Source organism: Bacillus sp. ISL-35 (assembly GCF_018613355.1).
Classification (GTDB): domain Bacteria; phylum Bacillota; class Bacilli; order Bacillales; family Cytobacillaceae; genus Mesobacillus.
Genome location: NZ_JAGGQK010000005.1, coordinates 1 through 14,221, shown reverse-complemented (window position 1 = coordinate 14,221; position 14,221 = coordinate 1). Strand labels below are relative to the sequence as shown.

Below are 14,221 nucleotides of genomic sequence, written 5' to 3'. Positions count from 1 at the left end.
TTTGAAATAAATGAAACATTTTTGAAATATAATCGTCTATATAGATGTAAAGTTTTTTAAGGTGATATGCTTTTCTTATTATACCTTAAAGACTGTTTGAAAAAACAAAAATGCAGAGGAAGGTTCCCCTGCATCCGTGAATTAATTTAGGACTTTGATTTTGACTGTCTTACGTCCCCAGCGGTAGGCATCTGATTTTGATGCGAAAAAGACATCGATCTTGTTGCCTTTGATCGCTGAGCCCTTGTCGGCAGCAATGGCATAACCATAGCCTTCAACATATACTTTGGTTCCCAATGGAATGACGCTTGGATCTACTGCAATGACTCTGACATTTGGGTTCGCCCTCAGGTTGATTCCTGTAGCAGTGTAGCCTGAGCAGCCGTTACAGTTAGCCGTATAAGCTGTGGAGGAAACATAGAATTCTTTCCCTGCCGGTTCACTTGAGCCACGTGAAACTTGAGCAACGATGACCTTCGTTCCCATTGCCACGACTTTATCCTTTTTCTCTTTCAATGTCTTTTCACTGACCAGTTTTCTTGATACTTCCTTGCCGTTTTCAAGAACGACTTCATATTCCTTGGAAAGCAAGCCTTCCTGGCCTTCTGTCACAACTTTTTGTTTCCCTTTTTCCAGTTTGCTGTCCTTTTGCGTGACGACAGCATAGCTAATTGGTTCTTCCACTACATCGGTGACTTTTTCAACTCGAGTGACATTAATCACGGCATCTTTTGTGACTGTTTGCTTTAACGCAGGCTCAACACGGTCCATATCGTTCAGTGTGATTCCTTGCTGTGATAAAAAGTCAGCGACCGTAGTCGAAGTCGACCATACATCTTGCTCTTTTCCGCCTACTACGAGTTTAAGCGGGAAAGCTCTTTGAATGGCAATCTTCACATCTTGCTTTAACTTAGCGTCTGGGTTTGGGCTTAACTTGTCGTGTTCATTTATAACGATCTTCTGTTCTTTCAGGAACTCTTCGACCGTATCGGCTGCTGTCCAATACTTCTTGGTCTCCTGGTCCTGTAATACCTCTACCTGTTTGGCCGGTTTCCACACAATTGATAGGTTATCCTTCACCTTGGTGTGTGCCGCCAGCGATAAATAATCCTCTGAGCGCAATGAAATATCGAGATCATTAAATATATCCTGGATAGTATTAGCATGTGTTTTAATGACTCTTTCTTCGCCATCCAACGTCAATGCGACTGTCTTTTTGGTCCCTTCATACATGAAGATCCCAAGAGCAGCGGCAAAAACTAGGAAACTAGCAGAAAAAAGCACCAGTTTCTTCTTACTCAAAGTCTTGGAAAACAGGTTTTTCATACTATTAATCACGATGAAAAACGCCTCCTCTTCTCGGAGTGATTATAAAGATGTTGTTGCCGACTTGTCAACCCAGACACCCTTGCCCAAACGTAGTCCCTATTATGCAAGATGCTCCATAAAAAGAAAAGCAAGAGTTATCGACACGGTTATCCTATGTCGCAAGTGAGACATGTAGAACTTTTTGGAAACAGAAAAGTTTTGGACAACCTTGCTGATAAATCGACAACATTCCCTATCACTTTATGCCGAATAATTTTTTTGCATTTTTGGCTGTTTCGCCTGCAACTTCTTCGAGAGTTAGCCCTTTCAATTCTGCAATTTGCTCTGCTACTAATTTTACATAAGCTGGTTCATTTCGTTTTCCGCGATTTGGATGCGGGGTCAGGTAAGGGCAATCTGTTTCGACCAACAAGTGTTCCATCGGGATCGCCTCTGCCACTTCCTTCGGTTTCTTCGCGTTTTTAAATGTTACCGGTCCGCCAAGCGAAATATAGAAGTTCATTTCAACACATTCAAGTGCTGTTTCCACGCTGCCGCTGAAACAGTGCATGATTCCGCCAACTTCCCCGGCGTTCTCTTCCTTTAAAATTTCCACTATGTCTGCTGTTGCGTCACGATTATGTATGATGATAGGAAGATTCACTTCTTTTGCCAGCCTGATTTGTTTGCGGAAGACCTCTTTCTGGACCTCCTTCGGTGACTTGTCCCAGTGATAATCAAGACCCATTTCCCCGAGAGCGACCACTTTAGGGTGGCTCGCCAGTTCTTTCAGCCAAGCCAGGTGCTCCTCTGTCATATCGATTGCATCGACCGGATGCCATCCTACACTTGCATAAAGAAAGTCATAGCTTTCCGCGAGCTCAATCGCTTTTTTGATTGTCACTTCATCAAACCCGACAACCACCATATTGGTTACTCCTTCAGCAAGCGCCCGGTCAATGACCTCCTGGAGATCTTCGTTGTATTGTTCCGCGTTTAAGTGTACATGTGTATCAAAAAGCATATTTAACTCCTTTACTGGCATTGCCTGCAGCTTTGTACTAATCCATCCTCCAATTAGGAAGAATAGACCCGCTGCTATGTTCTTATTATTGTGATAAAGTTGTGTCGATATCATAACTTTTTTCCAATGTCCAGGTCAAATTTTTGGATTCGGTTTCATAAAAACCCGACAAGTGTCGGGAATGCTTGCTAACCTGCTATCTTCTCTATCATAAATCACGCTATTAAAAAAATTGCCTTTTTAACACAAAAAACCTGAAAATGTTACACATGAAACATTTTCAGGTTCTTTAAAATTATTTTATTTTCGCTCCGATAGCGAGTGAATCATCAACAGATGCCAATGACATGACGCCATCTTTTTCACCTGCGAGGATCATTCCCTCAGAAAGCTCACCGCGGAGTTTGACCGGCTTAAGGTTGGTCACGCAAATCACCTTTTTGCCGACAAGGTCTTCAGGTTTGAAGTATTTCGCGATGCCAGATACAACCTGGCGCTTTTCATAGCCAAGATCCAATTGAAGCTTCAGCAGCTTATCTGCCTTTTTGACAGGCTCGGCATGGATGACTTGAGCTACGCGCAGTTCAACTTTCAGGAAATCATCAATCGTGATTTCATCCTGCAGTTCCGGCTTCTCTTCTTCCACTGGTGCTGCGGCAGGAGCAGATGCCTGCATTTTTTCCTTGATGAATTCCACTTCTTCCTTCAGTTCAAGACGCGGGAAGATCGGTTCACCCTGGACAACCTTCGTTTTAGCCGGAATCTGGCCGAACTCTTCAAGGCTTTCCCATGTCTGAAGCGCTTCGGAAGCAACATTCAGCTGGGCGAAGATTCTATCCGGAGTCCTTGTCAGGAATGGCTTCAGAAGTACAGCTACTCTTCTTAAGGATTCAGCCAGGTGGACCATGACATCCGCCAGGGCACCTTTCTTTTCTTCATCCTTCGCCAGCACCCATGGCTGTGTTTCATCGATGAATTTATTGCAGCGGCTGATCAGCTGCCATACAGTCGTAAGCGCCACAGAAAACTCCATCTTCTCCATTGCCTCTTCATACTTAAGGACCGTCTCTTTGTTCACTTCAAGCAGCTGCTTTTCAAATTCCCCTTCTGAAGCATTGTAAGCAGGAATCTCACCATCGAAGTACTTATTGATCATCGCCACTGTTCTGTTCAACAGGTTCCCAAGGTCATTGGCAAGATCGAAGTTGATTCTTTCAACAAAGCCTTCAGGTGTGAATACACCATCAGAGCCGAATGGAACTTCACGAAGCAAGTAGTAACGAAGTGCATCAAGTCCGTAGCGGTCAATCAATGTGACAGGGTCCACTACATTTCCCTTGGATTTCGACATTTTTCCATCCTTCATCAAAAGCCAGCCATGAGCAAAGACCTTTTTAGGAAGCGGAAGGTCGAGCGCCATCAGCATGATTGGCCAATATATAGTATGGAAGCGCACAATTTCTTTACCAACAAGATGGACATCCGCCGGCCAGTAGTTCAAGTACTTGGAATCATCATCTGTTCCATAGCCAAGGGCCGTGATATAGTTCGATAACGCATCGATCCACACATAGATGACATGCTTCGGATCACCAGGAACCTTGACGCCCCAGTCAAATGTTGTACGGGACACAGCCAAGTCTTCCAATCCAGGTTTGATGAAGTTATTGATCATTTCATTCTTGCGGGATTCTGGCTGGATGAAGTCAGGGTTCTCTTCATAGTATTGAAGCAGCCTGTCTGCATAATTGCTCATTTTGAAGAAATATGATTCTTCCTTCACCTTTTCAACAGGTCGGCCGCAGTCCGGGCAATTGCCGTCTTCTAGCTGTCTGTCTGTATAGAAGGATTCGCATGGTGTGCAATACCAGCCTTCATATTGATCAAGATAGATGTCCCCCTGCTCCAATAGCTGGGCGAAAATCTTTTCGACAATCTGCTTATGGCGATCCTGGGTCGTACGGATAAAATCATTATAGGAAATATCCAGTTTGCCCCAAAGCTCCTGGATGCCGGCAACGATTTCATCTACATATTGCTGCGGGGTAACACCCTTTGCCTCGGCATTGCGCTGGATCTTTTGGCCGTGCTCATCCGTTCCAGTCAAATACATGACATCATAACCGCGCAGTCTCTTATAGCGTGCCATTGCATCGCCTGCTACTGTCGTATAAGCGTGGCCAATATGCAAATTGCCGCTTGGATAATAAATCGGGGTTGTAAGATAAAAGGTTTTCAGTTTCTCTTCCATGAAGATCCTCCTTAACTAAAACTGCTAGTTCATTTCTAATAGTAGTTATTATACCAGTTATTGCAACGGGATTCCTAACACTTTACCGAAGCACTTAAAGGAAATTTGCTGCTTTCAAACGTAAGAGTTCGAGATTACTAATCCCGGAGTGAACGGGGAGTTGCAGCGATAAAGATGGAAATTAACTCGAAATTTGTAAAAAGATTTACTGCTACGGACATTCTCCTTATAAAGTTTACGTATTTTGTAAATAGGGAATCCAAAATGCTTATTCCCTCATTATAAAAGTAAAAAGCCCGCCTCAGTTGTTTTTGGCAGGCGCTGTTCATAAGAGATTTCACTAATAAAATCATAACCAATTTTAGGAATAGATTATACCTGATGACAAAATAATGTTCCTTCTCTTTCAAATATGACAAACCTGTGACATTTTGTCGAAGAAAATGTAGAATTTTGTCGAATTTTGTAGTGATTATTATACAGTGAATAGTATTATTTCTCACAATCTATTAACTAAAACCCGCGCCATTCTTCACTTCCTTCAATATCGCACCCTCGAAAACCTTGATATAATAAGGTTCATGGCATGTGTAAAATTTTTCTAACAAAAGAAAAATAATTTAATTGACGGTTATTGGAATCGCTGGTATTATAAAACCAATAAGAGAAAATTGTCGAAAAATGACGAACTTCATATAAGGGAAAATGAGAGGAGATTATACAAAATGAAATCTACTGGTATCGTACGTAAAGTTGATGAGCTTGGCCGTGTGGTTATTCCAATCGAATTAAGAAGGACTCTTGGCATCGCAGAAAAGGATGCTTTGGAAATCTATGTTGATGATGACCGCATCATCCTGAAGAAGTACAAGCCAAACATGACTTGCCACATCACTGGTGAAGTATCTGATAACAACATCACATTGGCTGGCGGCAAGCTGATCCTTAGCCGTGAAGGCGCTGAACAGCTTCTTAAAGAAATCCAGGGAAGCTTCGAACCTGTAAAAGCTTAATATAAAAGATAATCAAGGCCGCGGATCGCATCCACGGCCTTTTTACATTTTCATTCTTCTATATGATAAGCCTGGTAAACTTCCCGTTTTTGCAGGCCCCGGTCCTTTGCTGTTTGCTTGATGGCGTCCTTGGAATTCATTTTTTCCTTAGAGATATAATGCTCCACATGTTCAGTCAAGCTAAGTTTTTCCCACCATTGATTTTCTTCTTGTTCCAGGCTGTCTCCAGACGCCCCCTCAATAATCAGGACAAATTCACCGCGCACTTCCTCCGATTCAGACCAGGCAAGTGCTTCGGAAACAGTCCCTCTCAGGAACTCTTCATATTTCTTGGTTAATTCCCGGCACAGGACAATCCTGCGGTCACCCAGTCCCTCCAGCATCAATGACAGTGTCTCCTTCAATCTGTGTGGTGATTCATATAAGATGATGGTGGCTGCCTGTTTAGCCAGCTGTTCGAGTTCTTTCCTTTTATCCTTTTTGCCTCTCTGAAGGAAACCATAATAATAGAAAGGCTGCGGCTCAATCCCTGAGGCGATCAATGCGGTAAGTGCTGCGTTTGCTCCCGGCAGCGGGACCACAGTAAGCCCCTCGGCAATCGCCTCGGCCACAAGTTCCATACCGGGGTCGGATATCGTCGGCATTCCCGCATCGCTGACCAGCGCAATTTTAGCTCCGTCCTTCAATTTTTCGACAAGCTTATGCCCACTGCTTTCTTTATTATGTTCATGATAGCTGGTAACGGGCGTTTCAATCTCAAAGTAATTGCACAGCTTTTTAGTATTTCTAGTATCCTCCGCGGCAATCAAATCCGCTTCCTTCATGATCCTGATCGCCCTGAAGGTCATGTCCTCCAGGTTTCCGATTGGTGTAGGCACCAGATATAGGATTCCTTTTTCATTCTCACGGTCAAAACTTTTTTGCTGCTGCATTCAAACCACCCGTTCCTCTTTTACTTAGGCTGTTTCGTAATGATTGTTGTTAAAATCCTAAAGCCGATCTTAACGTATTATAAGGCGTTTTGCCGGTGTGTAAATAGTTTGCAAGCTCTTTTCTCGTCTAAATCGTCCATTTAGCGAAGTTACCTAGGTCCTTCAATGCAATTTTGCAGCAAATGGCAACAAAGTTCCAGAAAAGAGCCTTTACTTATTTGCTTCCATATAACATCTCTTTTATCACTGGGGTATATTCATTATTTTCATCATAAACTGTCAATGGCTCAAGGATCTTAAGGTCAGGGCTGCCATCCTTTATGGCTTCCACCAGCAGCGTATTCGCTTCCTTCCCTGCCTTTGGATAGACAAATTGAATCCGTTTGGGCTCAAGCCGGTATTTCCGCATTAGCTCAATGATGTCAATCAGCCTTCCCGGACGGTGGACAAACGCCACCTTCCCACCTTGTTTAACAAGCTGGCTTGCCGACCGAATAGCATCCTCAAGTGTGCAAAGAATCTCATGGCGTGCAATCGCCAAGTGTTCATTTATATTGATTTCTTCCTTAGATGGAGTCGGAAAATAGGGCGGATTGCAGGTTACGACATCGTATTTTTCAAAGCCAAGCTGTTTCGGTGCATCCTTTAAGTCCCCGTGAACCATGTGGAGACGGTCGTTTAATTGATTGTATTCAATGCTGCGGACGGCCATATCGTACAGCCTTTCCTGGATTTCGACCCCGGTGATTGTCCCTTTCGTCCTCGCACTTAAAAACAATGGAATCACTCCATTCCCGCTGCAAAGATCCACAATCTTCCCCTTTTGGATTGGCACCCAGACAAACCTTGCAAGCAGGACCGCATCCAGGGAAAAAGAAAACACTTTCGGGCTCTGGATGATCCGCAAATCCTCCGCGAGCAAATAATCCAGTCGTTCATCTTCTCGTATGTTTACCATTTTCGTTCCTCCAAAAACAGAACTTATTAGAAAAGCGCAAACGCCTTGGTCAGCCCCGACAAGCGCTGGAGGGCCTGACAGTGAAGTCGTTCTTTGATTTCATTGGCAGGACTGAAATCGAAAAGCGGAGGCGACTGCTCAACTCCGACAAGCGTTGGAGGGCCTGACAGTGAAGTCGTTTTTTTGACTTCATTGGCAGGACCGAAACGTCTCGAGGAGTTAGGAGCCGCAGCTAGCCAGTCGACTCGAGGGGCTAGGCGCTGGAGCTGGACATTTCTCGAAGTAAAATTCCACTTTTTTATCTCGTAAAAATAGCCTTCCCTATAAAGGAAGGCTGCCAATTACTTTTTATTAAGAAAGGACAGGCAGAACAAGCAATCTTCTTTCCGCGGGCTGCCAAAATGCAGGTTGCAGATGTGGAAGCCTTCCTGGTACAGGCGGGCAAGATTGTCATAGCCTTCACCGATGTCGACTACGTTTTTATCAGCCTGTGCCTGATTGCTGTTCTCCTTGCCGCTTTTCTTAATGTTTGGATCTTTTTTACCAATGGTTTGATCCAGACGGCGTCTTATATGCTCATTTTCCAGCTTTAGTGCATTATTCTCTTCCAGAACCTCTGCCAAATGCTGTTTTAACTCACCAAGCTGACGGTATAAATCACCGATCTGCGCTTCCATATTACTTACTGAGTCAAAGATATCTTTTTTATCCACCTGTTCCACCTCATTAATCTGTGGATGATTGCAACGATACAGCTCCTGCTTCCTGTATTTCCTCAAGTGTATATTCCAGAACGCGTTCCTGTCCCGGGATATCGACTTGCATGACTCGCTCCAGGATGTTCAATCCGACGACTTTTCCGCGTCCATCTGGTGTCACGATTGTTTCACCAAGGTCTGGCAGCTCCTCTTTCGCTGTTTCATATTCGTCGTTCTCATATTTCAAACAGCACATCAGCCTGCCGCAAAGACCGGAAATCTTTGTTGGATTGAGTGAGAGGTTTTGATCCTTGGCCATCTTGATTGAAACAGGTTCAAAGTCTCCCAGGTACGTAGAGCAGCAAAGCATCCTGCCGCATGGCCCTATTCCGCCAAGCATTTTTGCTTCATCCCTGACACCAATCTGGCGAAGCTCGATCCTTGTCCGGAAGATGGATGCCAGATCCTTGACCAATTCCCGGAAATCAACGCGGCCGTCAGCCGTAAAGTAAAAAATGACTTTGTTGCGGTCAAATGTATATTCAACATCAACAAGCTTCATATCAAGCTGATGTTCGTTCACTTTATCACTGCAAACATCGTATGCTTCCTTTGCAGCTGTTTTGTTCTCCTCGACAATAAGACGATCCTTCTGATCTGCAATTCTGACGACCTTTTTCAGAGGCAGGACCACATCGTTTTCGCCGACTTGCTTTCGGGGAATGACCACTCTGCCGTACTCAACGCCCCTTACAGTTTCGACAATGACGAATTCGTCCTTTTGAATTGAGAGATCGCCGGGATCAAAATAATAAATCTTTCCCGCTTTCTTGAAGCGGACACCTACTACATCATACAAGTGTAGATCCCTCCTGCAATTTTAACACCAGCTCTTCCATGAGCAGCTGGGGATTCATATTGGCATGCAGCTTCCTCTTCGCCTCCAGAATGGCTGCCATTTGTTCGGTAAGACGCCGTCCGGATGTCTGTAGTGCAAATTGTTCTAAACGCGAGCTTTCGTTTAGATACACAACCTGGTCCTTCTTGCCAAGTTGAATGTATAGTAAATCCTTAAAAATAAGAAGTAATAAATCCAAACCACGATCGATTTGTTCTTTCTCTTTAAAGTGCGTGAACCAGTTCTCCTGAAGCGCGACCATAGCTTCAAGCGAATTCTTCCTCAGCACTTCATATAATTTTAACACTATTTTTTGTGCTTGTGCAAACCAATCATCACTACTTATCTCTAAAGCTTCTTCCAAATTATTCGTCAGCTGTGCCAGCAGCGGGGCCAAATGCGGGTGAACCCCGTTTGCTATCAATTGTTCTGCCATATTTTTAGGAGATAATGGAGTGAAATTGATCATTTGGCATCTGGATAAGATGGTCGGAAGCATTTGCTGGGCCTGTTCGGTGATCAACACAGCTACAGTCCCTGCATGAGGTTCCTCAAGGAACTTCAGCAAACTGTTCGCCGCATTGGTCGTCATCCGGTCAGCATGGACAATCGTGTAAAGCTTGTTCTTCGACTCTACCCCTGTTTTCGAAAACTCCTCCTGCAGCAGCTGGATCTGCCCTTTCTTGATCGAAAGGCCATCTGGTTCGACAAGATGGATATCCGGGTGGTTCCCATGGTTGATCCTTTTGCAGTTCAAACAGTTTTCGCAAGGTTTATAGCCATCCACCGGAGCCTGGCAATTGATGCTCTTGGCAAGGAGTATACTAATCTCCTTTTTGCCGGTGCCCCTCATTCCCTCAAATAAATAGGCATGGGCGACCCGATTTTTCAGGATGCTGTTTTTTATCATCTTCAAAACATTCGGCTGGAGTCTCTCCAGCTCGTCCCACGTCTTTGCCAAGGCGATCACTCACTTACGTATATAAATTGATCAACAGGCCTTTGACTTCCCCAATCTTGCCGAGGATATCGATCTGTTCATCCTTTTTCTTCATCAGCTCATCCGTCAACTCGACCAGCTTATCATCAATTGTTTCCACAAGCTTCAAAGATCGCCCTTCACCATATTGATTCCAGCTATGCGAGTGCTTGAGCTCCATTCCAAAATTGACTGCTTCTTTAACGAATTGCTTCACCAGCGTCTTGAACTTGGCAAGATCCTTGAAAGTCCTGGACCGTGCAAGCCTCTCGCCGGCAGATTCCACTTCCTTCATTAATTGCTGAAGCTGACCGATTTGCAATTTATGTTCCTGTTTCTCCACCAGTTCATTGAACTTGATGCCGCCGCCAGGCTGTTGTTTCTGATCCTGGCGCACTTTATCTATGTTAAGGCGCATATCTTGATTAATTTTCATTTGGTGCTAAAACCTCCGGGCATTTCCCGTTAAAATTGATGAAACTTCTCGACAGGCAATACGAAGACAGTTGCTCCGCCAACCTCGACTTCGACAGGGTATGGAACATACGAGTCCGCATTTCCTCCCATTGGTGAGACAGGTGCCACAAGCTGGTCTCGAGACTTACAGTTATCTCTGATGACCTCCAACGCCTTATCCACTCTGATGTCTTCTGTTCCTATGATAAACGTGGTATTCCCTGATTTCAGGAATCCACCTGTACTGGCCATCTTCGTTGCACGGAAATTATGGTCGACCAAAGCATTTGAAAGGCGGTTGCTATCCTGGTCCTGGACCACAGCTAAAATTAACTTCATTCATGTACCCCCTAGTTTTTTTATTGGCATTAAATTTGCTTCCGTAACAGTTGTATCCTTATTATAACAGGATTCCTGGGACAACACATGATATAAACGTAAAATTCCATTCGCTTCCAGATGAAATTAATCCATGGAGAATCATCGATAGGAGGTTTTGTATGCAGTTTAGCTAAGAAATCTGCTTATTTGTAAAAAAATTACCTATAGAAATAACCATCTGCTAGTTATTGCCTCTTCACAGCTGCTATTTCCTCGATTTTCACCAGATAAAAAACAAGCCTGATCGAACCAAGGCTTGTTTTTCCGTTTTTAGCTATTCAATAGTTCTTTAATTTTTGTTTCGGCTTGTTCGAAAACCGCATCTAATTCCTTGGAAGCGTCAATTGTGACAATCCTGTCCGGGAATCGCTCGGCAAGCATCATATAGCCTTTCCTTACCTTCTGGTGGAATTCCAGCTTCTCCAAATCGAGACGATTCACTTCACGACCCTTATTTTTATTTATCCTTTCAAGCCCAACCTCTGGTGCTACATCAAAATACAGTGTCATTTTTGGCATCATGCTTTCAATCGCAAACTGGTTAATTGAATAAACCTCGTCAATGCCCAACCCGCGGGCATGGCCCTGGTAAGCCAGTGAACTGTCGACAAATCGGTCACATAAAACAATTTTCCCTTTTTCCAACGCCGGCTTGACCTTCTCGGCAAGATGCTGCCTTCTGGCTGCCGCATATAAAAGGGCTTCCGTGCGCGGATCCATTGCTGTATTTTCCGGATCGAGGATGACTTGCCTGATTTGTTCAGCGATCTCGATTCCACCTGGTTCACGTGTCGCCACGATCTCATATCCTTCTTTTTCTAGCTTCTCCGCCAGCATCTGAATGATGGTCGTTTTCCCTGAACCGTCCGGCCCCTCGACTGTAATAAATATACCCTTGTCCATCTACATCCTCCAACTCTGAAACACATTTATTTTACCAGCATGCAAATAGTCTCCGCCCTGGATTTTCGCTTCTTTTCCTATTAAATAGATGATTGTGTGAATATCTTCTTCAGTGATGAATTCCCCTGGCAGGCAAAGGGGTATTCCGGGAGGGTACGGAATGATCTGTTCCGCGCAAACCCTGCCAGCCGCCTCTTCCAGTGGTATATACTCACTGGGCTGATTCTCCATCTCTTTATAGCTCGCTGCCAGTGTGGAAATACCTTTATCCGTTAGTTTCGATTCCGGTTGATTGACTATTTTGGGAATCGTGCTGACAACCTCTTTAATATTAGCAGCTGCTTCCTGCAGGTAATGTGCCATATTCTTTTTAAGTAAAGGCAGAACGAGCAGCACATTATAAGGGTCAGCCAATTCTGTAAAAATCCCTTTCGCTTCAAGTCTAGTTTGCAGCTCGAAGCCGGACCATGACCGAATGGTTAACTTAAGCGGGTCATCTCCCGGTAAAACCCGAATCGATTCCAGCTGCTCGAGGCTTACCTGGAATTTTTGCAATACTGCTTTCAAATAAGACAGGTCTGCCTGATTATAGCTGCCCAAATAGCTCCGGGCCAAATCCAGTGATGCCATCAACGGATAGGAAGGACTGCTTGACTGCAGCGCCTGCAAGTAAAACTTCAGCTTGCTCATCGGTACCCGCTCGGTCTGATAATGAAGGAACGCCCCCATTGTCATGGCCGGCAGAGTCTTATGTGCCGATTGCACAACAAGATCAGCACCAAGCTCAACTGCTGACTTCGGAAAATAGTCCCCCGCGATGAAATGCACACCATGTGCCTCATCCACCAATACAGGAATATGATTACGATGAGCCATGTCAATGAGGCTTTTAAGGTCATACGTTAATCCGTAATAATTGGGGTATGTCAGTATGAGTGCCTTTGCCCCGGGATACTGCTGGATTGCTGATTCTACGGACGAGTAATTTAGTCCTGCGGCAACACCGTATTCCCGGTTAAACTCCGGGCTGATGAACACCGGCCTCGCTTTAGCGAGTCTAAGCGCATTCATGATTGATTTATGGGAGTTGCGCTGGACCAGCACAACATCATCTTCATTAACCGCAGCAAGGATCATTGCCAGGTTCCCGACAGTCGATCCATTTATTAAAAAAAAGCTTTTTTCCGTTTTATATAAGTCTGTGAGCAACTCTTCAGCCTCTAAAATAACTCCCTCGGGAGAATGAAAATCATCCAGTCCCGTTATTTCAGTGCCATCCAGTTTTAGAATATCATTAAAAAAACTCTGTCCCTTGTCATGAAAAACAGCCCCATTTTTATGGCCCGGTACATGGAAGGACAAAGATTTCCTTTCAGCATGCCCCACCAATCGGGAATACAAGGGGGTCTTCGATTGATCCATATTCTCACCTTTATCGTCATTTTCACACCTATCTATTCTAACACTGTTTTACGGCAAAAAAAATAAAAGCCCAAAATGGACTTTTAACTGTAAATACCTGGTTTAGTTACTTTCCTTAATTTCTCCACGTAATATTTATATTGAGGATCACTCGTATCTGTCTTGATCATGATGCTCTCACAGTCTGTGCAAATAAATGATGTATACAGGTGTATGCCAGCTGTTTTCGTCTGTTCGCAAATCACACACGTCTTCCCGATTTGATTCTTAGCTAAAAGCGAACCCAAATTCTCCACCTCCGTACACCTATTGTTGCCAGGAGCCCAATTTTGTATACAATTTTCCGAATAATATTTTAGAAAGTTTAATTGTTTTATATTTTATGATTGACATTCGATTTCCTTGTATGTCTTATAACAATTTAGGTTGGTTTATTATTTGATTAAGCCGTTCTCAAGCTAAAACCGGGAAGGATCTCTTATTCTTTATCAAAATGTAAGCGGGAGGACTTAGTTTGAAGATTTAGACCAACGTTTTGTGATATTTCTTGAAAAATTTCCATTAGATGCGGAGATTTATCTTAAAAGAGTAGCTGCGAGTGGTTCACGAGCATCCATTTTGACGTTTTATTGGCGATTTTTTGGTTTTATCGACCACATTTTTGATTATATCGGCGAATTTTCAAATATATCGACCAAATCCAGAGATATATCGACCACTTTGGCAAAGATATCGACCAACTTGATAAAATAGAACAATTTATGTTGCTCAGGATGACGGAAAAAAATCTCCTTTTCTAGACGCAAAAAAAGAACAGCCATTACAGCTGTTCTTTCGTGTGCCCGGCGGCGTCCTACTCTCACAGGGGGAAACCCCCAACTACCATCGGCGCTGAGAAGCTTAACTTCCGTGTTCGGTATGGGAACGGGTGTGACCTTCTCGCCATCGCTACCAGACTATTTGATTTGAGGTTTTATTCCCTCAAAACTAGATAATGT

14 protein-coding genes and 1 rRNA gene are annotated in these 14,221 nt (G+C 43.9%); 1 reads left to right on the top strand and 14 read right to left on the bottom strand.

The window, feature by feature from the left end; genetic code table 11:
* Nucleotides 1–141 precede the first annotated feature (141 nt).
* From J7E38_RS09190 to metG, 3 genes are all read right to left on the bottom strand, one after another.
* Complete coding sequence (locus J7E38_RS09190) at nucleotides 142–1,326, bottom strand: resuscitation-promoting factor (protein WP_215038410.1); 1,185 nt, start codon at nucleotides 1,324–1,326, stop codon at nucleotides 142–144.
* Between the two features lie 238 nt (nucleotides 1,327–1,564).
* Nucleotides 1,565–2,332, bottom strand: a complete 768-nt coding sequence (locus J7E38_RS09185) for a TatD family hydrolase (protein WP_215038394.1) — start codon at nucleotides 2,330–2,332, stop codon at nucleotides 1,565–1,567.
* 295 nt (nucleotides 2,333–2,627) lie between these two features.
* A complete protein-coding gene (metG, locus tag J7E38_RS09180) occupies nucleotides 2,628–4,583 on the bottom strand; it encodes a methionine--tRNA ligase (protein ID WP_215038392.1) in 1,956 nt (651 codons plus the stop codon).
* A gap of 725 nt (nucleotides 4,584–5,308) precedes the next feature.
* Between metG and J7E38_RS09175 the strand changes: the two genes are divergently transcribed.
* Nucleotides 5,309–5,596 (top strand): transition state genes transcriptional regulator AbrB, encoded by a 288-nt coding sequence (locus tag J7E38_RS09175; protein ID WP_079504177.1) that lies wholly within the window; start codon nucleotides 5,309–5,311, stop codon nucleotides 5,594–5,596.
* A gap of 50 nt (nucleotides 5,597–5,646) precedes the next feature.
* Here J7E38_RS09175 and rsmI read toward each other — a convergent pair whose 3' ends face one another.
* From rsmI to rrf, 11 genes are all read right to left on the bottom strand, one after another.
* Nucleotides 5,647–6,528 carry a 16S rRNA (cytidine(1402)-2'-O)-methyltransferase gene (gene rsmI, locus J7E38_RS09170; RefSeq protein WP_215038390.1) on the bottom strand — a complete coding sequence of 294 codons (882 nt, stop codon included), beginning with the start codon at nucleotides 6,526–6,528 and terminating at the stop codon, nucleotides 5,647–5,649.
* 214 nt (nucleotides 6,529–6,742) lie between these two features.
* Nucleotides 6,743–7,486, bottom strand: a complete 744-nt coding sequence (locus J7E38_RS09165; protein ID WP_215038388.1) for a tRNA1(Val) (adenine(37)-N6)-methyltransferase — start codon at nucleotides 7,484–7,486, stop codon at nucleotides 6,743–6,745.
* A gap of 341 nt (nucleotides 7,487–7,827) precedes the next feature.
* Nucleotides 7,828–8,199, bottom strand: coding sequence for a DNA replication initiation control protein YabA (yabA, locus tag J7E38_RS09160; RefSeq protein WP_214705903.1), 372 nt, complete (start codon nucleotides 8,197–8,199; stop codon nucleotides 7,828–7,830).
* 13 nt (nucleotides 8,200–8,212) lie between these two features.
* On the bottom strand, nucleotides 8,213–9,043 hold the full coding sequence (locus J7E38_RS09155; RefSeq protein WP_214705902.1) for a PSP1 domain-containing protein: 831 nt from the start codon (nucleotides 9,041–9,043) through the stop codon (nucleotides 8,213–8,215).
* Nucleotides 9,036–10,043: a DNA polymerase III subunit delta' gene (holB, locus tag J7E38_RS09150; RefSeq protein ID WP_214705901.1), complete on the bottom strand. Its 1,008-nt coding sequence runs from the start codon at nucleotides 10,041–10,043 to the stop codon at nucleotides 9,036–9,038. The genes J7E38_RS09155 and holB overlap by 8 nt, the downstream gene beginning before the upstream one ends.
* A gap of 13 nt (nucleotides 10,044–10,056) precedes the next feature.
* A complete protein-coding gene (locus tag J7E38_RS09145) occupies nucleotides 10,057–10,497 on the bottom strand; it encodes a YaaR family protein (protein WP_214705900.1) in 441 nt (146 codons plus the stop codon).
* Between the two features lie 29 nt (nucleotides 10,498–10,526).
* Nucleotides 10,527–10,856, bottom strand: coding sequence for a cyclic-di-AMP receptor (locus J7E38_RS09140; RefSeq protein WP_214705899.1), 330 nt, complete (start codon nucleotides 10,854–10,856; stop codon nucleotides 10,527–10,529).
* A gap of 312 nt (nucleotides 10,857–11,168) precedes the next feature.
* Nucleotides 11,169–11,801 (bottom strand): dTMP kinase, encoded by a 633-nt coding sequence (gene tmk, locus J7E38_RS09135; RefSeq protein ID WP_214705898.1) that lies wholly within the window; start codon nucleotides 11,799–11,801, stop codon nucleotides 11,169–11,171.
* A complete protein-coding gene (locus J7E38_RS09130; RefSeq protein ID WP_214705897.1) occupies nucleotides 11,802–13,223 on the bottom strand; it encodes an aminotransferase class I/II-fold pyridoxal phosphate-dependent enzyme in 1,422 nt (473 codons plus the stop codon).
* Between the two features lie 83 nt (nucleotides 13,224–13,306).
* Nucleotides 13,307–13,519: a sigma factor G inhibitor Gin gene (locus J7E38_RS09125; protein ID WP_483297166.1), complete on the bottom strand. Its 213-nt coding sequence runs from the start codon at nucleotides 13,517–13,519 to the stop codon at nucleotides 13,307–13,309.
* 544 nt (nucleotides 13,520–14,063) lie between these two features.
* Nucleotides 14,064–14,179: ribosomal RNA gene (gene rrf / locus J7E38_RS09120) — 5S ribosomal RNA — on the bottom strand.
* Nucleotides 14,180–14,221: the final 42 nt, after the last annotated feature.